The following is a 24,334-nucleotide window of genomic DNA, read 5'->3' on the forward strand; positions in this document are numbered from 1 at the left end:
TTTAAGTAAATATATACTGCTGGGAATCGTACCCTAAGATATTGTAAATAATGTGTTTTATTTTTATTAAAAAATCATTTTAAAAAAATAACAAAAAAAACTGTTTTAAATGTGAAACATTGTTTACCATGTAAATAATAGGTAAGTGAATGAATGAAATTTATACAGGAGCACACACAATGTCTTTGAGTTTTCATAAGAAGAAGAAGCTGACAATTGCTATATCAATGGCAATCTTCTCTACGGGCCTGTTAACTGCAAATATTGCTGCAGCGCAAGAGTCGAAACGGAAGGTTGCTGATCCAGAAGAATTTGAAGTGATTGAAGTTCAGGGGATTCTAGGTAGTTTAAAAGATGCTGCACAAATCAAACGCTATGCTGATACCGTTGTTGATGCAATCAGTGCTGAAGATATCGGTGAGTTTTCTGATGACTCGATTGCCGGTGCAATCCAACGGATTCCAGGTGTTCAAATAGAAACAGATGATGCTGGTACCGACGGTGACCGTGTTTCTATCCGTGGTCTTGGCCCAGAGTTTGTAAACTCGACGATTAACGGGCGCCGGTTATTATCATCAGGTAATGAAGGACGAAATCTACGCAAAATGAATTTTAATGCCTTCCCGCCAAGTGTTTTATCTGGTGTGAAGGTAACGAAAGGATCAACAGCTAGCCGTCCTGAAAGCGGTTTAGCGGGCCAAATTGATTTAGAGACAATGAAGCCGTTGGATGTAAAAAAACTAAGAAAGAAGAGCAGTTATTCGACAATCGGTGTTCGAGCTGGTTTAAATGATATTGATGATGAAATTGGTTTTCGCGTGAATGCACTGAGTGCATTTCGTAATGAAGATAAGGATCTAGGTGCTTATTTTGCGCTTGTAGCAAGTGAGGAAAAAAATGCACGAGACCAAGCAAGAATTAATTGGGGGGACGATTTAGCAATTGAGCAAGTAACAAATGGTGTAAGTGAAACTATAAACGCTAGAGCACCAAGAAATGTCACCTTAAACCCCATTCGTGAATCCCCCACACGCGTGGCATTTGCAACGGGCATTCAATACCAGCCGAATGAAGATGTAGATATTAACTGGGATTTAATGTATTCGCACTACAACAATAAATCTCATCGTAATCAGTTTCAATTAAATATAAACCAAAATAGAGTTTGGCGACGTACTGTATTTGATCAATCTGAAGCTGGAAATCCAGCTGTAGTGGTTGATGATAATGGCACTGTTCGTTATGCTAATTTTGCTCAGTCTGATCTTGAGGATCAGGGTCTAGCCGCTAGAACAACGTCAACACAGTTTGACAACGAAACAAAAAATTTAGTGACTGGGATCAATGTTGATTGGATAGTAAACGACGTCCTTACTGCAAATTTTGATGCCTACGTTTCTACTCTTGACTACACGCAAGATTTACGTTTTGTTCGGTTTGAAAAAGAGCTAGATCCAGCTACATTTATCTATGATGGAACGGGTAGTTTACCTAATACTACCGCACCCGATGCCCATGTGCTTGAGGGATGGGAGTATTCGAATGCATCTATTCGAGAAATTGCTACCGATGGTACAAACTATGGACTAACTGCTGCTTTTAATTACGCTATTGACAATAACCGGTTTTTCTCTTCTGTTGATTTTGGGGCTCACTTTGATAGAACGGATATCGATGCAAGACGCACAGGTGATGGTTCAAGAGTAAATGTGTTAAATGAAGATGGCTCTATACTGCTAGATGAAGATGGCGAGCCAGTATTTAATGTGGATGCTAATAAATTAAGTGACTTCCCTGATGAAATGGTAAGCGCTGCTTTAATCGGTAATACATTGCCCGAAGCTTTTTTGGGTGGTGAAGGCTTTTCACCTACAGGCTATTTCATTCCTCTTTATTCATCTGCCGTTACCATTGACCCAAGAATCGCAACTAATAGCTGGGATGAGTTAGGTGTCGACCCTATGCAGTCCTATGAGATGGTTGAAGATATTTATGCGCTTTATGCCCAAGCAAACTTGTACACAGAAGTATTTGATTTACTTTTAACGGGTAACGTTGGTATACGTGCAGTTTATACCGATAATGAAGCAACTGCCTTGCAGGAGATTGAACTACCGGGTAATGAATTTTCTGAAGAAATAGTTACAACCGTTAATGACTATTGGACATACCTGCCCAGTCTGAATTTAAAGCTTGCTTTAAATGATGACATGGCCCTGCGCTTAGCTTTATCACGGACGATGTCCCGCCCTGATTATCAAGATACTGCGCCAATAAACAGAATTAGGTTAGATGACGAGGGGACTGATAATTCTGCTGTTATAGGCAACCCATCATTGAAGCCTATGAGCTCACAAAATCTAGATGTTACCTTTGAATGGTATTCGCAATATGATGGCGCATTCGTATTAAGTGGTTTCTATAAAGAAATCGATGACTTTATCATCAGAGATAGAATCCCAGATCAGCCTTTACCTGGTTACGAAGGTCTTTGGGAGCTAACTACGAATGTTAACTTCTCAGATGGTACTGCCGAAGGTGTTGAAATCGGTTTACTACAACCACTTGAAAAGTTAGTGCCCGCTCTAGCTGGTTTTGGTTTCTCAGTAAACTATACCTATGTTGATTCTGAATTTGATGAAGACGTGGGTGATGCGGGTTTTGGTTTCCCAGGCTCATCTAAAGATAACTTCAACTTTATTGGCTTTTATGAAGCCGATTGGTACTCCATACGAATGGCATATACCTATCGCAGCTCTTTCTTCCGTTCTTTAGGAGGAACAGGTTCACAATCAAGCACTTCTCGTTTTAGTGGCGAACAAGAAAAGCTAAACCTAAACCTTAGCCTTAAACCGATGAAAAATGTATCTGTTAGGTTAAGTGCCAATAATATAACAGGCGAAAAACGTCGTGACTTTTATGGCGATGAATCTACTTTCTTAGATTACTTCGATCGTGGAAGAACTTACTCTGTTTCAGTTAACTATAGATTTTAATGTGATTTTGCAGGTGCTTTATAAAAACACCTGCAAATAAATTAATGGTTAATTGCATTATGTGAAATTAATTAAATACTAAATTGTAAATATAAAACAATAATTTAGGACATAAAATGAATAATTTAAAAAGTATTTTTACGGTATCGGCACTTGTTTTAGCACTAAGTGCTTGTGGCGGGGATTCTGAAAACCAACTCAATGTAGAGGGTGGGGTGTCTCTATCAGGCCAAACAATGTCTGGTGAAACATTGTCGGCAACAGTTCGTGATGTTAATGGGGTCAATGAATCTGCCATATCATATCAATGGTTAGCCGACGGGGTTGCAATTTCAGGTGCTAACTCAAGCAATTATTTACTAACTGACAACGAGGTAGACACTACTATAACGGTAGTCGCAAGCTATACTGATAATGACAATTTTGCTGAAGAAGTTACATCAGCTGCAACAGACGCGATTGAAGCTATTCCTGTAAATGTTGAAGGCACAGTCGAAATTACAGGTACTGTTGAATCAGGACAGCAATTAACGGCCACAGTGACTGATGATAATGGATTCTCACTTGAAAATGTTAGCTACACTTGGAAAGCTGACACAGATATTATAGGTTCGGATTCATCAACAGTCATTTTGACCAATGACGAAGTTGGCAAAACGGTTACGGTTACTGTTAGCTATATTGACGATGAAGCGTTTTCTGAAAATATTACGTCTGACGCTACGGCTGCTGTTGCACCTATACCTCCTACCGATGCAGAATTTTCTGGCGATTTAAGCGCTACGATTTTCTCTAGTGAGACTGAAAGTACTACGGGTACAGCGATTGTTACCGACATTAATGAAGGTGAAGATTCATTCGAAGAATTAAATGATATAACAACAACTTACGGTGTTTTTAGCATAACAGAAAGCGGTGCTTGGACATATACTTTAGATACCAGCAATGCAACGGTTGCAGGGCTGACGAGTACGGATGATGATTTAGTCGATACGATTTTAATCACTTCTTTCGATGGTACGGTAGGCACGCTACTTATTAATGTTACTGCTGCTGAGCTTGTTCCCACTAAGGTAGTGAAAATATCGGACACTAACACTAATACCAGTACAATCGCCAACAATAATGGTGATGGTGAGTTAAAGAAGATAATTGGAGCTGACCATATTGTAGCTGGAAAAATGACCTTCTCATTCAAATTTGAATTAGGTGAAAATTTTGATCCTGCGACTGAGCTTACGACTGAAACACAAAGTCCACGCGTTGGTATATATGGTGACAGAGACAATTTCCCAAGAGCATTAGTTGAATTAAGGTTTCATAAAGAGGGTGATATTGCGATCCGTGACGGTGGTAGTCAAATTTTGATTGACCAAAAATTCGAATTAGGTGAGTGGGTTGATGTTGCAATAACATGGGATACAACGAATGCTGATGGTACAACTCCACCTATTATGAACATAACAATTGATGACACACCTATAAGCAGTTCAGACCCAGCATTAGTGATAACGAATGGTTCTTATTCTTCCCTTACAAGTCATCCAGGTGATGTTGAAAATGGTGTGTTAAATACAGTATTTAGATTAGGTTTAAAAAACGAAGTGGTGACCGATGGCGCATATTACATTGATGACTTAAAAATATACTCTGATTTAGACGGTACAACTATAGCATTTGAAGATGACTTTGAAGCTTTCGCTGAAAATACGCAACTTAGCAGTGAGACGTCTACATATGAAGAGAGTTCAAATGAAGCGATTATTGTCACGCAGCAAGTAATGCCTAAGATTTAATAAGCGTAGGTATCACATTTAATTTTAATATTGACCAATTAGCGCTAGTTTTATAGCGCTATTTTTTTATATATTAAGTGAATATTTAGAAGGTTTTAGGATAAATATAAAATGAGAAATTACAAAAAACTGATAACGTTCGTATCACTAGCGTTGCTTTCCTCTAACTATGCCAATAGTCAGGAAAACAATGATTTAATAAAGCCCAATGTCGTTATATTTTATGCAGATGATTTAGGTTGGCAAGACACATCATTAAATGATTTAGATGACCCCGTTGTATGGGAAACCCCAAACATTACAGAATTAGCAAAAGACTCTGTCAATTTTACTAATGGATATTCCCCCGCACCTACGTGTGCACCTTCACGAGCAGCCCTTTTAAGCGGCTTACATCCGGTGAAAACAGGCATAACCAATGTGTCTGGAGGAGGGGTTCCAGCCGCGAAGAGATCAGAAAAGTACATTACCCCCTATTTTCCAATTGGGTTGATGCCAGAGCATTTTACTATCGCAGAAGCGTTAAAAATGAATGGCTACAGAACGGGGCATGTCGGAAAATGGCATGCCGGATCGCTTCAGATTCAAAGCTCAAAGAATCAAGGTTTTGATTTTGTTAATGAATCTAGAGGCGCGCATCAAGGTCCTAAAGGTTCAAATAATCGCGTAAACTATTTTGCGACCCATGATAAAAATGATAAATATCGCTTAAGTGACGAAAAATACTACCCGTTCACAAAAAAATCGCCTGAGGGAATTTCATACCCAACTGACGAAGTGACTGAAAGTGCACTTGAGTTCATGAGTAAAAACAAAGAAGAACCTTTCTTTTTATATATGGCCCATTGGATGGTGCATTACCCAATTCACACTAAGAACCGAGAATTATTACAATATTATTCTGATAAATTAGGTATGGATTTCCCTACGGAAGATGTAGACATGACTAAGGGCGGACAAAACAACCCTTATTTTGGTGCAATGGTGACCACGTTAGATTGGAGCCTAGGACGTGTTGTTAATTATTTAAAGAAAACAGACGACCCTAGAAATCCAGGTAAAAAGTTATACGACACAACCTACATATTTTTCTCATCTGACAATGGTGGCGCCGAAAAACGTAGATTCGAAGTAATGTCAGATAATGCACCTTTGGATAAGGGTAAAAAATACACTCAAGAAGGTGGGATCAGAGTTCCCATGCTTGTTTCGGGACCAAACATTGCTAAAGGAAGAACAAAGGATGTTTTAATCAACCAGTTAGATTTCTATCCTACACTGTTAAATCTTACCAAGAGTAAAATCCCAGAAAAATATAGCTCGAATTTGGATGGTTTAGATATTTCGGGAGTGTTACTCAATAATGAAGATGACGTCAAAGATAGTAATGGCAATACCAGAGAAGAGTTATGGTGGCATTACCCGTTCGGTCTCGATTCTACACAACAGTCTGCGATAAGATCTGGAGACTTTAAGTTATATAAAAACTTTTTGAGCGGTGATTACCTTCTATATCGTTTATACAAAAATGGTAAACGACATGATCTAGAAGAAATGCATAATATCGCCAAACAAGAACCCGAGGTTGTTAAAACGTTATCGCAAAAATTAGAGAAATATCTAAAAGATTATGATGCAAAATATCCTCATAAAGATCCTACTCGATTTAAAGATAAAGCACATAAAGAACAAGTAGCCCGTATCCCGAGCATTGTTAATGACGATTTTGATGCTAAATCTCGCCAAGTTTCTATGACATTAGCAAAAGGTAACACTAACGTTGTTGAGAGTTATGCCCTTATAAAAATATCAGACGAGGCTAAAGCAAACAAAAAAGCGAAGAAAGGCAAAAAAGTTAAGAAAAAGAAAGTTAAATCCACGTATATAAAAATACCGGTAGATGTTGCTGCTAATAAGCTAGATTACACATTTACGGTGCCTAAAGAAGCGAAAGAATATGGTCTCATTTTAATTGATGAAAATCAGTTTATGGTTAAAAGTAAATTTCATACCGTAAATTAATTGGCCTAGGTAACTTATATAGTTAATTTATATAGTTATTTTACGTAAACTTTAGCCCACTGCCATGCAGTGGGCTTGCATTCGTTAAATCTACTCCCCGCGCGCTCAGTTGCAGACAACTCCTTTAAATTTGCAATATCAATCATCTCTAGTGTTCTACTCATTTAAAGTGACCAACTTTAATTATACCAATTTGGCATTACGCCACAAATACAAAAGTCACCCCTGTTGAGTACGCTTATTTTATGTACTTTTCGATCAATTTCACCCTCAAGTAAATCATATGTAAAATATGATTTTAAATATGATTTACATAAAGGTGATTTATGTTAGTCTTGAGTTATACGCTTTACTCAATAATATGGGTGAAATAAAATCAAAGGGAAAGCAGAAATGAATAAATATAAATTTGCTAAAGTAGTAAAGAATATTGACTTGACTAGTTGCGCAGTATCCAGGCTATTAAGACAGGCTAAGATCGTGGCGTTAACGAGCTTAGTCAGTCTGACACTCAACGCCTGCGGTTCTGCAATAGATGCTAACGATGGAACAAATTCGCCAGAAAAACTCTTGGTAAAGCAACCCAATATTATTTATATTTTTGCTGATGATTGGGGATGGGGAGATTTAAGTGTTCATGGTAATGAGCAAGTAAAGACACCCAATATCGATAAATTAGCTAAGGAGGGGACTGATTTTTACCAATTTTCAGTGAGTAGCCCTGTTTGTTCTCCTAGTCGTGCGGCGGTGATGACAGGGCAATTTCCCTCTAGAAACAATATTAATCAACATTTTGCAACCATCGAACATCATGAACGTGCGGGTATGCCTGATTGGCTTGACGCTGAAGCTGAAATGTTACCACGTATTCTCAAAAATGCAGGTTATGCTACAGCACATTTTGGCAAATGGCATTTAACCAATGTACAAATTAAAGATGCGCCGCTGCCAACTGAGTACGGCTACGACGAATACGGTGCATTTAATTTACCCGGCTACAATATGCCTCCATCCGAGACTGCCACGCAAGCCATTGACTTCATTAGACGCCACAAAGACCAACCGTTTTTTGTTAACTTGTGGATCCATGAAACACACACGCCACATTATCCAGAACCTGCATTAATGAAAGAGTATGGGCATTTGAAAGAGCAAGAAATGCTTTACTCAGCCATTATTGCGGCAGGAGATCGTGATGTTGGAAAAATTATGGCATTACTCAAAGAACTGAATATTGATGACAATACCTTAGTTATATTTAGCTCAGATAATGGCCCTGAAGTCACAGGGGAAAGAAAATTTATGAATGATGATTCAACCGGTCCAGGCTTTGGTACTTATTATTCTGTGGGTAAAACACTAGGCTTGAAAGGCGCTAAACGTTCACTCTATGCAGGTGGAGTGCGCGTACCTTTTATTGCGCGTTGGCCTGGCGTTGTGCCTGCTGGCGTTATTGATAAAACATCAATGTTAAATGCGGTTGATTTACTGCCCACTTTTGCTGATCTTGCAGGCGCTACACTACCATCAAAATATGTGTCTGATGGAGAAAGCATACGTTTGGCGCTTACTGGTGAGACCTTTGCGCGAAGCAAAGTTATGTATTGGGTATGGCCACCGGGAAAAGGAAGTAAAAGCACGGCAACACCCAATTGGCCAAATTACGGAATACAGAGAGGGGACTGGAAACTGTTAGTCAATGATAGCCTTGGGATAGAAGAATTATACCAAGTAAAAGAAGATTGGTACGAGAAAACGAATGTTGCTGAACAAAACCCTAAGGTTGTAAAAGCGCTTCGCGCTGAAATGCTTCGCTTACAGCAAGAGTTCCCCTCAACTATTTCTGAACATGTGAAATCTACATTGCGGGATAAAGGTTAATTATGACTATCAATAAATATAAAGCAAAATTAACTCAGGGTGTTGTTTCCTTGGTTGCTGGGCTAGCTTGTAATGCTGTATTTGCACAGCAACAACCGACACAACCGATAGAAAAATCACAACCTAATATTGTTATTATTTTTGCTGATGATATGGGGTATGGCGATATACAGGCTTATAACCCTGAGAGCAAAATAGCGACTCCTAACCTTAATGAAATGGCTGCCAATGGCGTGTCATTTACTGACGCGCATACATCGTCTGCTGTATGCACACCTTCTAGGTACTCATTGTTAACCGGTAGGTATGCATGGCGTACTCATTTAAAGCGTGGTGTATTAAGAGGGCATTCTCCCGCACTTATTGAGCCAAACCAAACCACCATGGCCTCAATGTTAAAGTCGCAAGGTTACAATACGATAGCGGTTGGTAAGTGGCATATCGGTATTGGCTACCCTGAAACTGAATATTGGAGTAGATTGACTAGAGGTCCAAATTCAGTCGGCTTTGACTATTTCTATGGGATACCGGCTTCGCTTGATATGGAGCCCTATGTCTTTATCGAAAATGAAACGTTGTCGACACCATTAACAGGAAAAATTGTCGAAGGAAGTCAACATCGTCGAGGCGGTGGAGAAGGATTTTGGCGTAAAGGACTTATTGGCGATGGTTTTGAGCACCAAGACGTATTACCCACGCTAACCAAAAAAGCGATTGAAAAAATTCAATTAGCGTCACAATCTGACGACAATAAGCCTTTCTTTTTATATTTCGCGTTACCAGCGCCACATACGCCTTGGTTACCCAGTAAAGCGTCACAAGGTAAAAGCGGCGCAGGTTATTACGGTGATTCTGTGATCGATGTGGATAATGTGGTAGGGCAGGTTAACGCTGAACTCAAACAGTTGGGCATTGCTGATAATACCATTGTTATTTACTCTTCAGATAACGGTGCGCATTGGACTGAAGATGATAAGAAAAAATATGGACATTACGCAAATGGCAAGCTTCGTGGTCAAAAAGCGGATATCCATGAAGGGGGTCATAGAGTACCTTTAATTATTAGCTGGCCTAAAAAATTTGTTGAAGGCAAAGTCAGTTCATCATTAGTGGTACTTAATGATTTGTTGGTCACATTGGCTTCTATTACGGGCGCGAATGTTAAACAGCTGGATAGCTTAGATAGTGTCGATTTTTCATCTGAATTAGTGGCAAAACAAAACATCGATTACGATCGTGGTGCCATTATCCATCACTCGCATAGAGGTATGTTTGCTATTCGAAGAGGTGATTGGAAGCTTGTCGAAGGTCAAGGCAGTGGTGGTTTTACACGCGTTAAGCCAGATGGACAAAAAATGCAGTTATATAACCTGAAAGATGATCCGGCAGAAACCACTAATCTATTTGTAAAGCGACCTAAGATAGCTAAGCAATTACTGATTGAGCTTCAGCAAATTCGAAATAAAAAGTAATGATCGACAATAACTATAAACAATATTTATAGCTATTTATGTGTTTGTATTTAGGCTTTTGTTCCTGTTATTAAAAAACAGCGATAAAAAGTCAGTTAATAAAAAGCAGAAATCGAATAACTAAACTGAGTAAACCTATGCTGCCAGAGCCCTTATCTTGCCTTCACTAGAAGATACTTGGGCATGGCAGCCAATTGTGACGAAGACACTAAAGTACAGGTATTTAATACCATCTTTCTTAAATAATAAGTAAATAAACAATGTTAAAAAAGACAATTAAAACACTATCCTTGCTTACCGGTTTTGTGTGTTCAAATCAGGTGTTGGCAACAAATTTAGATAAATATCCCGAATTTTCTTGGGATACGGTACCGTTATATATGCACGTTTGGAAACAGACGTCATATACCAAGGACGAACTTAACTATCTGGCACAATTTCCACTTATCACGATAGAAAAAGCACAGGGTAATAAAGAAGGGTCTATACAAAAGGGTACTTTAAAAGCAGCGCGTGAAATTAAAGCAATTAACCCAACAAGTAAGATACTTTATTATAAAAATATAGTGATAGATTGGAACAGTGGCGTGAGTAAAGAACTCGCCAATATCCCCAATGGATATTTGCAAGCTGAAAATGGCGATTATCCTGTGGTGAATGCTCAAAGTAAGGCAAAGTTTTTCGACATCACCAAAGAAAGCGTTCAACACTGGTGGCTTAAAGATGCAAGTGCAATGGTTGCAGATGAGTCAATAGATGGCCTATTTATCGATGCCAATATTAAAGTACTGATTGGTACCTACTTTGCTAATGCAAAGAAGTTGGGACAAGATAAAGCCGATGCGTTAATTACTGGTTACCATGACTTACTCAGCACAATTAATGAAAAATTCAGAAAAGATAACATTATTATCGGCAATATTATTAGAGCACGCTTTGATAATGCAGGGCTAGAATACATAGAATATTTTGATGGCTCATATTTTGAAGGGTTCGAGCATAACGTTGGAGGTATTTCCAAGCCTGACTATCTTGTAAAAGGGATTGAGGCAGGTCAAAAGGCTGGTCAAGAAGGAAAAATTTTAGCCTTTACTGCAGGGCTTGGTGAAGCATTAAAAAAAGACAGTTCAGAAATAGGGCTAGATGAAGCCCGAGGGAAAATAGATAGTGTTCAAAATATACAGAAACGTTTAGATTATCTAACAGCAATTTTTTTGGTTATGGCCGAAAAATATAGTTACTTTTACCCGCATGATGGTTTTGGTGTAAAAACCGATAGACAAGGTGTACAACAAAATCGAACCTGGATGCATATGTTTCCCTCATTTAAAAATAGACTCGGTGCGCCGAAAGGACCAGCGAAAAGATCAGGCTACATTTTTACTCGGGAATTCGAATACTGTTCTGTGTACCTCAATGTCGAAACTGGCGAAGCTAGGTTAACGTGGAAGTAATGGTGCTGTATTGACAGAGCAGGCAATCAGTTAGTAACGAGGGCTGTAAAGCATTTATGCTGATCGATGCTAAGCGCAATGTACATACCGATAAGTCTTATCGCAATGGGGCTAGCAGCAGGGCTTACATATCTGTGATGCCGCATTTAATAAACATGATATTAAAGTACTTTTAAATATTTCGTTTCATATGTTAAATAATGTTTTAAATGTTATTTTTGTTGCTATAATATTCGTACACAAAGCAATCATTCATTTTTATAGTTAATCGAATTAAGAACTGAATGAGAATATAAAGTAGGGAAATATCTTGGTTAATTATCACTCTATAAAAAATAAAATGAAAACCCTTAAAACCGTGCAGCTTAAATCTGTTGGGTTTGCGTTGGGAACCTTGTTATTAGTGTCTTGCTCAAGCGGCAGTGAAGAGGTTGCCGCAGGTGACTTGGTTAAGCCTCAAATAGATGTAAATATTGATTACAAATCTTTTTTATCGCAACAAGATCTTATTTGGGATCGTATCCCCAATAAATGGACTGTCGCGCCTTATACCGGTAACGGTAATGTTGGTTTTTTATTCTACCAGGCTGAAAATGAAGCAAAAAATGTTATTTCCATACACACTGGAAGACATGATTATTATGACCATCGCTTACCCTACAAGGGTGAGGAAATGCTATGGATTTATCGAGGTAGATTGCCATTAGGGCACTTTAATCTTACCTCTAAAGGCGATATTGAAGACGTAGACTTGAGACTGGGTTTATATGACGCAGAACTTACTGGTGAAATAACCACAACGCTTGGTTCATATAAGATTAAAGGCATCACGCATAGTGACGAAGATGTCATCTATTTCGAAACAGACGCAGCAAATGGTGAGTCAATCGTAATTAGCTGGCATCCAGATGAGCCATACCCACCAGTAAAAGGCTTTTTCGATAGAGGAAGGGGCCCAAAATCAGCGGGTTGGGATCGCATGCGTAATGCACCTATGCCTATGCCCGAAAAAGTCTCTTTGTTCAAAGAAGATGACATGAATTTCAGTTTTCAACCTTTATACCAACACCGCGGTGAAACCACAGTAGGTTGGGAAGTCGTTGGAAAAGAGTCAGGTAAACAATATTTATCAGCCAGTATTCATCATAGTTTCCCTGAAAAAAACAGTCACGAGAAAGTAAAAGCGAATCTATTAACTGCGCGTAAGATGTTAAAAGAAAATACCTTTTTCGACACCCATCAAGCGTGGTGGCATAGTTATTATCCTCAGAGTTTTTTAACTATCGGAGAGCCTGAAAAAGAAGCCTTTTATTGGATACAAATGTACAAATTAGCCTCTGCTAGTCGCGGCGATGGACCTATTCTTGACTTAATGGGACCATGGTACAACGATACCTTCTGGCCAATGGTTTGGGGTGATTTAAATGTTCAGCTAATTTATTGGACACACTTAACAGCGAATCGCATGGAATTAGGTGAATCATTAGTAAATAACATTGATAAATATCACGATAATTTAACCGGGAATGTACCTAAACATTGGTCTGATAGTGCTGCTGTAGGTGCGTTATTTCCGCAAGACATGAAGTCTACTAATGGTGGTAAAGTACCTGACATGTTGGCTTGGTTGTTACATGATTATTGGTTGCATTATACGTACTTAGGTGACAAGAAAAAATTACGTGATGGTTTATTTCCTATCTTACGTAAAACAGGGAATAGTTATTTAAATTACCTGAAAGATAATGCTTTAGTGTCTGACGATGGCACCATTCATATCAAACATAGTTGGTCTCCTGAGTATAAACCTGGTCGTGGTCAGGACATCAATTTTACGATTGGCTTGCTTCGCTGGACATTTGAAACACTAATCGAACTTGATGAAACTAATAATATTAATGATCCACTTGTCGCACAATGGAAACACGTATTAGACAATCTTGTACCATTTCAAGTTGATGAGAATGGTTTGAGAATAGGCAAAGATATTCCGTTTGATAAACCTCATCGCCATTATTCACATTTGCTTCCAATATACCCTTTAGCACAATTGAATGTTGATAACGAAGAAGATGCTAAGTTAGCACGCACCTCAGTTGATCATTGGTTAAAGGTGACTATGGATCCTTCAAGTAAAGCCCAAAAAGCTATGAAAGTAACAGGTTACACCGCAACAGGTGCAAGCTCTATTTATGCCACCCTAGGTGACGGTGAGCAAGCCTATAAATATTTAGACTTTTTCATTAATCATAAAAATGTGTCACCCACTACAATGTACGCAGAAGTGAAAACGCAACCCGTAATAGAAAGTCCACTATCGTATGCAACATCAGTGCACGACATGTTATTACAAAGTTGGGGCGGTAAAGTTAGAGTGTTTCCTGCAATACCCCAACATTGGGAAGATTTGGCGTTTCACCAACTACGTACACAAGGTGCTTTCTTAGTAACAGCTAAGAAAACTGAGGGGGAAACACAATTTGTAGAACTACAGAGTTTAGTGGGAACGCCTTTAGTTATTAACCCTGATATTGCGAATCCAACAATCTATATTGATGGTAAGTTGGCTGATACCACCCTTGTTAGACAAGATGAAAATGGTTTTTTCCACATCGAACTGGCCAAGGGCGAACGAGTTTTATTTATGTCGCCACACATATCTCAAAAAGACTTGTTTATTAGCTCACAGGATATTGAAAAGTCACAGCAAAATTTATTTGGTCTAAGCGAAAAAACTAAGCGTTTGCCTTCTCATACGTATTATTATGGTGAGAAATGAGCTCAAGTTAAGTAAGTGTTGTAATATTTGATTTTGAACAAGCGCTACCGTTGTAGCGCTTGCCTATTTGTAATTAAATGTTAAATTTCAAAATGTTAATTCGTTTTCTAGTAACCCTATTTCCCAACCCCCAACTAACTAATTTTTTACTGCCTGAATAAGTTATATTTTCAGGCGTGAATTGTTTTCACTGTATGTCTTAGGAATATCGAATGAAGTTACTGTCCATCCCATTTTTATGCTTAGTGCTGATTTCTTGTATTAACATAAACTCAAGTCAAATCAGCGCACATAAACAACAAGTATTAGCAGATCCTATTACGCCAGATAATAGTGCTTATCCAGCTTCGCTAATGTGGAAAAATGGCGTCCCATACTTAAATGTTTCTCGCCCCGAAGACAACTATTTAAAGGGTTTTAATAAAGAGAAAACAAAGTTAATTTGGCAGGCAGGAAAGAACCAAATAGAAGTAAATCCTGTCGATATGCAATTTTATTTCAGTAACGCAGATAAAAAACAAACGAGCTCCTTATCATTTAATGTTTTAACGACAACAGGCGATAAGTATGCTTTAAAGTTACAACTACCGCCTAAACTAAACCATGCTTTTCCTGTTCGCTTTATTGAAACCGGTAATTGGTTTCAATATGTATCGTTTCATGAGTTTTCTTTAGTTCCAGAAAATAATGCTTATCCAACCATTAAGATAGGAGGCCACCTAGATTGGAAAGCTTGGCACAACACTGGTGCTATTTCCTTAACATTAAAACCCTCTAAAAAGATTGAAATTCATGCGATTAAACCAGTTTGGCACAACAATACCCAAGATGTAGAAAATAAGGTTGAGCATGAAAAGCAACAAAATTTTACCTTGGCACTAGCTTATAAGTTACCTGAAAATCAAGATATACAGTGGTTCAATTTAGCAGAAAACCCAGTTAACAATGTTAAAGTTGAGTCAAAAAACTCAAGCGTTTCATTTGAAGCTGTTAATAATGCATGGGAAATAACACTGCCTAAAATAGAACGAAAAAAGTATCTAAGTCGCACTTCGCCTGAAGCTTTAAATCAAAGAACAACAAATCGCTTTTCTCTCTCCAATGATAGCGCAGTAGATCAAATCGTTAATTTGCGATTTATACACTCTAATCACGCAAAAATAGGTTTTGTGCCTATTATCCGTGACAACAATGGTATTCAAACCGGTTGGCCAATTCAGGTTAGTAAAAACTGGCATACTCGTGATGGTTTACCTCGTATAGAGAATGATGGTGCATGGGTACATACATCTATTAGTTTAAAAGTTCCGGCGAATAGTCGGCACGACTATACCTATGAAATAGTGCACGCTAATTTTAATGGCGTACCCGCAGCTTCTGTGGCTCAACTGAGTTTAGTGGGTTGGGGCGGTAATGGTTTCTGGCTACAAGCAGCGTTAGGTAATTGGAGTGAGCATTTTTGCTTTCAACCGGGACGGGCGCTGCGTCGTTCAATGATCACTGATATTAGACCGCTTTTTCAAAAAGGCATGAATCCTAATAAGTCGGATGACGCTTATAGTTGGACCAGTAATGTTGGCGGCGGTGACACGGGCTTATTACATGATGAAAGTGGACGTTATATTCAGTGGAAACAAGCAAAAACAGAATTTCATTCCTTAGGGCCTATATTAACTGAAGTATCTGTCTCTGAAATTACCTCGGATGATTCGGCAACATTGCAAAGCACTTTTATGATGCCCCGCAGCGATGATTTAAATCGTAACTATATAAAACTTGAATTTAAAGTCCTTAAGCCTTTAGCTATTTCTCGTTTGGCATTATTCCAATTTGGTGGTGATTACTATGCGTCAGGAAAATCATTATCGGTAAAATACGGTCAAGGCAATACAATCACAGAAAAACCGAAATCGTTAAGAGCTCTACAAAGTTCAAAGAATATCAAATCAGCTTCTGCACCGTGGCTTGGTAATGCGCCTTGGGCTTTGTTGCCCGCAGAACTAAACCCTAATGATTTACGAATCGGACATGGTAATCGTGCGGCCATTCTTCGTGATTTTAGCGCATCAATTAATGGTGAAAAGTTGAATAATGCTTGGTTACATTCCTATAAATTGGGCGACAATAACCAAGCTGATAACGTGAATATTGAACTAGGTATAGACCCTAAAATAGTGAAGTTGATGCCTGGAGATAGCATTAATGCCACAATTGAACTACTGACATTGCCAGCGCGAGCTGATTATTACCTTGGAAATGACAGCACCATCAATAGAATTATTAACGCCGATAACGGCATTCAAGCTTTAACCATAAATGAAGCTGTTAATAATCAGGTGGTTATTACCAAAGCTGATGGAAGCAAAGTGGTATCAACATTACCCGAGTTAACGTACGCCGATGCGATACAGGGTTTTACTGTTTCAGGTGGACAAGGTTGGTATCCGATCAAAATTACTGGATTGCCACAACCAACAAGTGTTTATTGGGTCGAAGAAATAAATGAACGTTACGTACCATTAGGGACTAGTTTTAATGAAGAGGTTGAAGGGCAGTGGAATTGGCAAGCTGATACTAATACTTGGAATAGTATCTTAAGCCTACGTTCTTTAGCTAATAATAAAACATTACGACGGCTGAAGTTAATGCCAAGATCGGCTACCGAACAATAATAAACACTTTTTTCAAAATAACACGAGTTGAGCAAACTACTATGAGGTCCATACTATGAGGTCCATACCATGAGGTCCATACTATGAGAACTTTTAATAAAATAGCGCTATTGAGCGTCATCTTGATTTCAAGTTGCGGCACTGTTCAGAAGGAGAGCGCACAACAGCAGACTGAACAGCAACGCCCTGAAAAACCGAATGTGATTTTACTGCTAACTGACGATTTGGGTTGGCAGGATGTGAAAGCCTACGACATTGATGAACCGTCGCCATTTGAAACACCAAACATCGACGCACTAGCAGGTAAAGGCGCAATGTTTTAGCAGGGCTATTCACCCGCTCCGTCTTGTGCACCAAGCCGTGGTGCCATTATGACGGGTTTACATCCAGCCCGCACTCAATATACCCATGTGATCGGTGGCACACCGCCAGCACCTTATAGTAAAACCAATCATCGCATGATGCCGCCTTGGTATAGCGGACGTGTCTCGACCGAGTTTACTTCACTGCCACAAGCACTCAAGGATAATGGTTATACAACAGGGCACAGTGGTAAATGGCATATGTCTAGAACTTACCCTGAACCACAAGAACTTGGCTTCGACTGGACGCGATCTAACCCAGGTACAACTAGGCGAATGACACCGCATCGTTTAACCGGTTTTGCGACCGACGACCCTAAAGACAAGTATCGTCTTGACGAGAATGGGTTTGCCACGCACGAACTGAGTGAAAATGCTTTGACCTTTGTGCGTGAAAATAAAGCGGATCCGTTTTTCCTTTTTTATGCCACTAAACTAGTTCATGCGCCTATTCATACACGTAGCGAACGTTTGCTGAAAAAATATGTGAAAAAAATGGGGGTTGAACTACCAGAGAACCCTCAAGAATGGAAAGGTGACGGACAAACAAACCCTTTTTATGCTGCTATGGTTGAAGAGCTTGATTATTACGTAGGGCAAATGTTCGACTATTTGGAAACGACCGAAGATCCACGTTGGCCTGGACATATGTTGAGTGAAAACACTTACATTATATTTACCTCGGACAACGGTGGTATGGAAAACATGCCAGGTGAAAAAATTGCCGAAAACTTCCCATTAGATCGTGGCAAAATTTCTGCTATGGAAGGCGGTACACGTGTGCCTCTAATTATTGTTGGCCCTGGAATTGAAGCTGGCGTGCAAACCGATGTTATGGCTAACGGTCTAGATTTTTATCCAACCATTCTCTCTTGGACCAATACACAAAAGTCTGAAGGTCTTCAGTTTGACGGCAGCGATCTTTCCGAATTACTGGCGACAGATGTTACTAATCCTCAGCTGGTGAAACAAGAAGACGGACAGGTACGTGATACACTCTTGTGGCACTTTCCAAATTCTTTGGCGCTAGAGAGTACGATCCGAATCGGTGACTATAAGCTGGTGCGTAACTACGATCATCTAGATCCTAGAAATGATGAGTTAGAGCTGTATCAACTTTATAATACCGAAGGCGATAAACAAACTCGAGTGGACATCGAAGAAGCTAAAAATCTAGCGAAAAAGATGCCAGAAAAAGCGCAGGCAATGAATGCAAAACTAACTGAAAAGTTAGAGGCCATGGACGCAAGCTATCCTTATTATAACCCATACTTTAAAGATGCATTGCCTCATAAAGAAACTGTGCCAACAGTCTTGTCTCATCAAAGAAATGGCAAAGTGGTTGAGTATCGCTATCAAGAAAATGGAGCCAAGCTAGCACGAGCGCAACTTATGTATACATTAAATGGTGGCGCTAAGAAGGAAGAATGGTTCAGAACGCCTGCTAAGGTGTTACCTGGCAATAAAGTGACAGCCACTTTGCCTGAGGGAACGACTCACTACCTGATCAACTTAATCGATGAGAACAATTTCCTGGTAAGTTATCCATACGTGAAAAAATCGTCACGGGGTAATAACCTGCCGTCAAAGATTGCGCCGTCTGTTAAGGAAAACCTGAAAAAGAAATAGTTTAAAGGACTATAAAGTGCTTGAGCTAAGGCTTGAAATTGGTGGTAAGTACCACCAATTTCAAGCTTAGTGGTTAACATAAATATCTCAACTTAGAACCACCCACCACGTGATCTTGGCGCACAAATATCACCATTAGATATCACGACATTTTATCAATAATACGTTTAATATTTATTTGTCAACAACACAAGTGTATGTAGTCAGTAGTAAAGTCGTTTCTTCGAGCTTGGTGAGCCCTTTATAAGCTAAAGAGTTTGACCCTAAATTACATGAGAGTGTGTTTTTAACTGCAACTGAATAAGCTCAGCCCTTTGTGGGAGAAATTTCGAATTGGCATGACTACATTATGTATACCGATGGTGGGCGCAAAGTTGTTGTGCCCAAAACAGTGGCAGATGGCAAGCCATGGGTTTGGCGTGCTCGCTTTTGGGGACATCAACCACAATTTGACCTTGCTATGCTCGAAGGTGGTTACCACGTTGTTTAATTGTGAATGTAAAACTCTATTAAGGTTTTAAGTTATCAGTACGAAATGGTTGGGTAGGCAAGCCCGCACGGTTAACTAAATTTACTTTGGCTGTGCCTGAAAATGCATACCTTACGTAAAGTGGGTGGGTAATTTCTCCACTGGTAAGTACCACAGTATTGTCGATAATTTTTGCGTTTGCTTTTACCCAATGTTGTTTGTCGTTGGCAAGCCAGAATCCCGTAGGGCTTTCGTTATTAGTGGTAGTTAAACCATGGTTGTGGTGAAAATTCACGGTGATTTTGCCACTAGAAACTACAGCGTTTTTCAACACGGGCCCTTGAGCTTCAATACTTTGCTGTAAAGTGTTTTGCTGTAAAGTATCTTGCGCGGCTAAATTAGCTAGGCGTTGGCCGATAGGTAATTTGTCTTTGGGGTGCACATCGCTAGGGTGGCCTAAATCTATGGTATTCACCACTGACACATTAGCTAAGTTTGATGCGGCTATTTGCGACTCACGTAACCATGCCCAAGAATGAGCGCTTGGGTTCTCTGCATCTTTTGTAGGGCTTGATTTTAGTAATTTACCAAATTGCGGCAACATCACTATCATGAAATTCATCTCATCATTATTCCATTCTTGGCGGTAGCGTTTTATCCATGCTTGCAGCGCTTCTTTATATTTCAACATGCCTTGCATACTGCGTGTATTGCTTTCCCCTTGATACCAGACCAAGCCTCTTGAAGTATAAGGAGCAATTGGTTTCATCATGGCATTAAACAGTATATTGGGTTGGCGACGCAGATAAAGATTGTCTTTTCTAGGCCGTGGTTTAGGGCCTGCCAATATATTGGTAATTTTGCTAATGCGGTTTGTGTCGTTGTCAAACTTATCCATGATTGTAGCAAAGTAAGGTAATTGACTCGTTAGATCACGAGGCATCCAACCTTCTATTGATGAACTGCCCCAAGCGCTTAGGATAATACCAACGGGAACTTCAGCACGTTGTTGTAAATAATAAGCAAAAGAAAAAGCGACGGCACTATTTGGAATGTCGACTTGCCAGTTACCTTGCATACTAACTCTTCTGTAAAAGAAGCAGTATGTTCAACCATGAAACTACGGATGTGTTTAGCGGTTGGTATAAGTGCTTTAATTTCTTTTACGCTGGTTACTTTCATCTCCATATTAGATTGACCAGAAGCAATCCAAACTTCACCTACGACAACATCATCAAGTTTTATTTTTTGGTCATTGCTAGAGGATATGGTCATTGTCTCAGGTGTAAAACTACCTTTTAGCGGTGATAACTGTAATTGCCAGTTACCATTATTATCGGTAACTGTGGTGTGCTTTTGATTAGAGAATGCTACTGAAACTTTACTACCAACTTGCGACGTTCCCCAAACAGATATAGGTAAATCTTGTTGCAACACCATGTGGTCTGAGAAAATAGAAGCAATTTGTAACTTATTCTCAGCGCTATTCACCACAGGAGAAAAACTGAAGCCGAACAAAAATATCATAAGAAGTGTAAACATTACTTTTTGCATGTCTTTATACCCTTTATTATTTTAGAGGAGTACTGCAGAAAAATAGGTTTTATAAAAGCCGAAGTTTACCTTGCACTACACATAATTGGTGCATGGACAGAAGTACAAATTCAAATTAAAAGTACTTAGTTACATAGAATTAACATTCTGGTATGATGGTTTTGTATTTGCAATGCTATTTCGTATTTGATTTAATATTTAGATCTAGGCGGTAAGATAAATTTATGTGGCCATAATAAATATCTTATGTTGTTTTATTAATAATCCTTTGCATGTTGCTTCGATAAAGAAAGAACCTGTGATGTATAACCTGATTGTAGAGTAGGAATTTTATGAAAAATTCTAAGTTTTATTCAGTTGTTAGCTTGCTAATGTTAGCGAGCTTGTCTTCATGTTCGACGACAGACTTAGAGACAAAAGAAGCTATAACAGCAAAAATGCCTAATATCATTATTTTATATGCGGATGATTTAGGAATGGGAGATTTAGGTAGCTTTAATAGTCAGTCGAAAATTCCTACGCCCAATTTAGATAAGTTGGCGGCTCAAGGCATGCGCTTTACAGACGCTCATTCGTCGTCGGCGATATGTACGCCGTCTCGTTATGCATTGCTCACTGGCAGGTATCATTGGCGTAAATTTCACAGCATAGTGCCATCATTTGGCCCTTCGGCATTTTCACCACAAAGGCTGACTATGCCTGAAATGTTGCAGCAAAAGGGGTATAACACAGCCGCTATTGGTAAATGGCATTTAGGTTGGGACTGGAAGGCTATACGCATTAAAAGTGGTGTAACACCAGATGCTTTTGATTGGGATAAATCGATACCTGGTGGTCCTCTAGATAATGGCTTTGACTATTACTTCGGCGATGCGGTAATTAACTTTCCTCCTTATGTTTGGATTGAAAATGATAAAGTGACTCAAGCTCCAGACACTATGGTTGACAAAAACCTTTGGTTGGTTAAAGAAGGAAGTATGCAATTTCGCAATGGGCCCATGATCACGGGTTGGGATCCTTATGAGAATATTCCTACCACTACTCAAAAAGGTGTTGATTATATTGTGCAACATGCAAATGATGACAAACCCTTCTTTTTGTACTTTGCCTATCCGTCACCTCATGCGCCTATTATTCCAAATGATGAATTTGATAATACCTCTAAAGCAGGGCCATACGGTGATTTAGTGGTGGAAACAGATGACTCTATCGGAAAATTATTAAAAGCAATAAAACAAGCTGGGATTGAAGATAACACGATAATTATTTTTAGCGCAGATAACGGACCTGAGCATTATGCCTATTTGCGTGACGAAAAATTTGAGCACTGGTCAGCTTATCCTTATCGAGGTTTAAAGCGAGATATTTACGAAGGTGGACATAGAATGCCTATGATAGTGCGTTGGCCAAATAAGGTACCCGCAAATAGCCAAACTGATGAGCTCATTTCACAAATAGATATTATGGCAACACTCGCTAATGTTGTAGGCTTTGAGTTACCCAACGATGCGGCTGAAGACTCGTTTGACCAACTTGCCTTGTGGACAGGCAAATCACAAACTAGCAGTCGTGACGCTTTGGTTCATAATACCTTCGCCAATAAATATGCTGTTCGTAGTAATGACTGGACCTTAATTGATAACAAGACAGGTAATGAAAATAGTCGTTTAGAGAGATTTAATTATGCCAATTGGCAAAAGAGGCATGGTTATGTGAGTGATGATAATGCTAAAGGGCAGTTGTTTGATATGGCGAATGATAGTAGTCAACGCTTTAACATTATTGAAAAGCATCCGCAAAAAGCCGCTGAACTACGTAAAATTTTAGAAAAAATTAAAGCACAAGGCTGGTCAGCACCCCACGCCAAACCGTAATTTTACTTCTCAATAATATGCCCTATCTGATTAGACAGTTAGGGTTTTCAAATAAAAATAAGCCTTACTAAGGGAAATAATGACAAAAATAATGTTGCTTGTCCTTGTGTGTTTCACCCGTTTTTTAGCTGCTGAAGAAGAAAAACCCTTTGTGGGAGAAATTTCGAATTGGCACGGCTACATTATGTATACCGATGGTGGGCGTAAAGTTGTTGTGCCTAAAACAGTGGCAGATGGCAAGCCATGGGTTTGGCGAGCTCGCTTTTGGGGACATGAACCACAATTTGATCTTGCTATGCTTGAACGCGGTTACCACGTTGTTTTTTGTGATGTTAAGGGGCTATTTGGTAGTCCTCAAGCGGTTAAACGTTGGGATGATTTTTATCATTATTTACGCGTAGAGCAGCGCTTTACGGATCGAGCCATTTTAGAAGGTATGTCCCGTGGAGGTCTTATTATCTATAATTGGGCTGTCGCTAACCCTGAAAAAGTCGCCGCCATTTACGGCGATGCCCCTGTCATGGATTTCAAAAGTTGGCCTGGTGGTAGGGGTATAGGCCAAGGAGCTGTGGGTGCTTGGAAAACAGCGCTCAAAGCCTATGGTTTTAACGAAGAACAAGCCCTTAATTATCAGTTCAATCCCATAGATACTCTTAAAACGCTTGCAGCCGCCAATATTCCTATTATCCATGTGGTCGGTGATGCAGATAAAATTGTTCCCATTGCTGAAAATACAACTATTGCGCAGCAGCGTTATATTAACATGGGTGGCACCTTTGAGGTCATCCACAAAAGCGACGTAGACCATCATCCTCACTCACTCAAAGACCCTAAACCTATTGTTGATTTTATGCTGAGATACACGACAACAATAAATGATGAGCCTGGCGCAAAATAGTCTGCGATAAGAACTTTATCCTGCATAGAAATCTATAAAATAGTGGCATTCAATTTGATGAACCCAAAGGGGCCAAGGTAGTTTTTGAATCCTAAAATCAAGGTCTTATTTATTCTTTTTATCGCGGATACTCTTTTCAACTGTAGGTTTTTATCCATTTTGAGCATAAATTCAATGACTTGCTGATTGCGCACCAGTTTAATATTGAGTAAATCCGACGGGTACGTTTCAAGGTTTGATTCAACTGACGTAGATTGGAAACTGATTGGCCACTAATATTTTGAATGACATCACCTACGTGCAAGCCCGCTTGCGCGGCTGCACTATCTTTTGCCACTTTATTTAGAACGATTCCTCCGACTTGCTTACTAACGCAAAATGCAGAAAAGTCATTACCGGGAAGGTTGACTAAGCTCGCTCCCATCCAGCCGCCTGTAAACGCTGGTCGTGCTTTGTGTTTACTTTTTACAGGGGCA

16 protein-coding genes and 1 pseudogene are annotated in these 24,334 nt (G+C 39.3%); 13 read left to right on the forward strand and 4 right to left on the reverse strand.

The window, feature by feature from the left end; all coding sequences use genetic code 11:
- The first annotated feature begins 179 nt into the window (after positions 1-179).
- From B5G52_RS06810 to B5G52_RS06820, 3 genes are all read left to right on the forward strand, one after another.
- Complete coding sequence (locus B5G52_RS06810; RefSeq protein ID WP_217896171.1) at positions 180-2,996, forward strand: TonB-dependent receptor; 2,817 nt, start codon at positions 180-182, stop codon at positions 2,994-2,996.
- Between the two features lie 116 nt (positions 2,997-3,112).
- Positions 3,113-4,792 carry a VCBS domain-containing protein gene (locus B5G52_RS06815; protein WP_087531904.1) on the forward strand — a complete coding sequence of 560 codons (1,680 nt, stop codon included), beginning with the start codon at positions 3,113-3,115 and terminating at the stop codon, positions 4,790-4,792.
- Between the two features lie 111 nt (positions 4,793-4,903).
- Positions 4,904-6,814 (forward strand): sulfatase, encoded by a 1,911-nt coding sequence (locus B5G52_RS06820; RefSeq protein ID WP_087531905.1) that lies wholly within the window; start codon positions 4,904-4,906, stop codon positions 6,812-6,814.
- A 35-nt stretch (positions 6,815-6,849) separates the two neighbouring features.
- Here the strand turns inward: B5G52_RS06820 and B5G52_RS22335 are convergent, their stop codons facing one another.
- Positions 6,850-6,978 carry a hypothetical protein gene (locus B5G52_RS22335; protein ID WP_254911156.1) on the reverse strand — a complete coding sequence of 43 codons (129 nt, stop codon included), beginning with the start codon at positions 6,976-6,978 and terminating at the stop codon, positions 6,850-6,852.
- 229 nt (positions 6,979-7,207) lie between these two features.
- Between B5G52_RS22335 and B5G52_RS06825 the strand changes: the two genes are divergently transcribed.
- The 8 genes and pseudogenes from B5G52_RS06825 (at position 7,208) to B5G52_RS22030 (ending at position 19,553) form a co-directional block, all read left to right on the forward strand.
- Positions 7,208-8,695, forward strand: coding sequence for a sulfatase-like hydrolase/transferase (locus B5G52_RS06825; protein WP_087531906.1), 1,488 nt, complete (start codon positions 7,208-7,210; stop codon positions 8,693-8,695).
- 2 nt (positions 8,696-8,697) lie between these two features.
- The gene (locus B5G52_RS06830) at positions 8,698-10,167 is read left to right on the forward strand and encodes an arylsulfatase (protein WP_087531907.1); all 1,470 of its coding nucleotides are present in this window, start codon (positions 8,698-8,700) and stop codon (positions 10,165-10,167) included.
- A 260-nt stretch (positions 10,168-10,427) separates the two neighbouring features.
- Entirely contained in the window at positions 10,428-11,621 is a 1,194-nt protein-coding gene (locus B5G52_RS06835; RefSeq protein WP_087531908.1) for a putative glycoside hydrolase, read from the forward strand.
- A 340-nt stretch (positions 11,622-11,961) separates the two neighbouring features.
- Positions 11,962-14,400: a hypothetical protein gene (locus B5G52_RS06840; protein ID WP_140394306.1), complete on the forward strand. Its 2,439-nt coding sequence runs from the start codon at positions 11,962-11,964 to the stop codon at positions 14,398-14,400.
- 212 nt (positions 14,401-14,612) lie between these two features.
- Positions 14,613-17,072, forward strand: coding sequence for a hypothetical protein (locus B5G52_RS06845; protein ID WP_087531910.1), 2,460 nt, complete (start codon positions 14,613-14,615; stop codon positions 17,070-17,072).
- An 83-nt stretch (positions 17,073-17,155) separates the two neighbouring features.
- Positions 17,156-17,395, forward strand: a complete 240-nt coding sequence (locus tag B5G52_RS22200; protein WP_217896172.1) for a hypothetical protein — start codon at positions 17,156-17,158, stop codon at positions 17,393-17,395.
- 12 nt (positions 17,396-17,407) lie between these two features.
- A pseudogene (locus B5G52_RS06850) lies at positions 17,408-19,063 on the forward strand (sulfatase-like hydrolase/transferase); the annotation flags it as partial.
- 316 nt (positions 19,064-19,379) lie between these two features.
- The gene (locus B5G52_RS22030) at positions 19,380-19,553 is read left to right on the forward strand and encodes a hypothetical protein (RefSeq protein WP_176372515.1); all 174 of its coding nucleotides are present in this window, start codon (positions 19,380-19,382) and stop codon (positions 19,551-19,553) included.
- Positions 19,554-19,572: 19 nt separating this feature from the next.
- On the opposite strand, the gene B5G52_RS06855 is transcribed toward B5G52_RS22030, so the two are convergent.
- Both B5G52_RS06855 and B5G52_RS22205 read right to left on the reverse strand, forming a co-directional pair.
- Complete coding sequence (locus B5G52_RS06855; RefSeq protein WP_217896173.1) at positions 19,573-20,610, reverse strand: sialate O-acetylesterase; 1,038 nt, start codon at positions 20,608-20,610, stop codon at positions 19,573-19,575.
- Positions 20,508-21,086, reverse strand: coding sequence for a hypothetical protein (locus tag B5G52_RS22205; protein ID WP_217896174.1), 579 nt, complete (start codon positions 21,084-21,086; stop codon positions 20,508-20,510). The genes B5G52_RS06855 and B5G52_RS22205 overlap by 103 nt, the downstream gene beginning before the upstream one ends.
- 332 nt (positions 21,087-21,418) lie before the next feature.
- Between B5G52_RS22205 and B5G52_RS06860 the strand changes: the two genes are divergently transcribed.
- Together B5G52_RS06860 and B5G52_RS06865 are read left to right on the forward strand one after the other, a co-directional pair.
- Positions 21,419-22,960, forward strand: coding sequence for an arylsulfatase (locus B5G52_RS06860; protein ID WP_087531911.1), 1,542 nt, complete (start codon positions 21,419-21,421; stop codon positions 22,958-22,960).
- A 79-nt stretch (positions 22,961-23,039) separates the two neighbouring features.
- The gene (locus B5G52_RS06865; RefSeq protein WP_087531912.1) at positions 23,040-23,858 is read left to right on the forward strand and encodes a S9 family peptidase; all 819 of its coding nucleotides are present in this window, start codon (positions 23,040-23,042) and stop codon (positions 23,856-23,858) included.
- Positions 23,859-23,994: 136 nt separating this feature from the next.
- On the opposite strand, the gene B5G52_RS06870 is transcribed toward B5G52_RS06865, so the two are convergent.
- On the reverse strand, positions 23,995-24,282 hold the full coding sequence (locus B5G52_RS06870) for a PDZ domain-containing protein (RefSeq protein WP_087531913.1): 288 nt from the start codon (positions 24,280-24,282) through the stop codon (positions 23,995-23,997).
- Positions 24,283-24,334 lie beyond the last annotated feature (52 nt).

This window comes from Pseudoalteromonas sp. A601 (assembly GCF_002165575.1).
Taxonomy (GTDB): domain Bacteria; phylum Pseudomonadota; class Gammaproteobacteria; order Enterobacterales; family Alteromonadaceae; genus Pseudoalteromonas.

Coding starts and splice junctions, on each gene's coding strand:
- B5G52_RS06830 (WP_087531907.1), top strand. CDS start 8,698: ATGACTATCAATAAATATAAAGCAAAATTAACTCAGGGTGTTGTTTCC.
- B5G52_RS06845 (WP_087531910.1), top strand. CDS start 14,613: ATGAAGTTACTGTCCATCCCATTTTTATGCTTAGTGCTGATTTCTTGT.
- B5G52_RS06840 (WP_140394306.1), top strand. CDS start 11,962: ATGAAAACCCTTAAAACCGTGCAGCTTAAATCTGTTGGGTTTGCGTTG.
- B5G52_RS06810 (WP_217896171.1), top strand. CDS start 180: ATGTCTTTGAGTTTTCATAAGAAGAAGAAGCTGACAATTGCTATATCA.
- B5G52_RS06820 (WP_087531905.1), top strand. CDS start 4,904: ATGAGAAATTACAAAAAACTGATAACGTTCGTATCACTAGCGTTGCTT.
- B5G52_RS22335 (WP_254911156.1), bottom strand. CDS start 6,978: ATGAGTAGAACACTAGAGATGATTGATATTGCAAATTTAAAGGAGTTG.
- B5G52_RS06825 (WP_087531906.1), top strand. CDS start 7,208: ATGAATAAATATAAATTTGCTAAAGTAGTAAAGAATATTGACTTGACT.
- B5G52_RS22200 (WP_217896172.1), top strand. CDS start 17,156: ATGAGAACTTTTAATAAAATAGCGCTATTGAGCGTCATCTTGATTTCA.
- B5G52_RS06815 (WP_087531904.1), top strand. CDS start 3,113: ATGAATAATTTAAAAAGTATTTTTACGGTATCGGCACTTGTTTTAGCA.
- B5G52_RS06855 (WP_217896173.1), bottom strand. CDS start 20,610: ATGCAAGGTAACTGGCAAGTCGACATTCCAAATAGTGCCGTCGCTTTT.
- B5G52_RS06835 (WP_087531908.1), top strand. CDS start 10,428: ATGTTAAAAAAGACAATTAAAACACTATCCTTGCTTACCGGTTTTGTG.
- B5G52_RS06860 (WP_087531911.1), top strand. CDS start 21,419: ATGAAAAATTCTAAGTTTTATTCAGTTGTTAGCTTGCTAATGTTAGCG.
- B5G52_RS06870 (WP_087531913.1), bottom strand. CDS start 24,282: ATGGGAGCGAGCTTAGTCAACCTTCCCGGTAATGACTTTTCTGCATTT.
- B5G52_RS22205 (WP_217896174.1), bottom strand. CDS start 21,086: ATGCAAAAAGTAATGTTTACACTTCTTATGATATTTTTGTTCGGCTTC.
- B5G52_RS06865 (WP_087531912.1), top strand. CDS start 23,040: ATGACAAAAATAATGTTGCTTGTCCTTGTGTGTTTCACCCGTTTTTTA.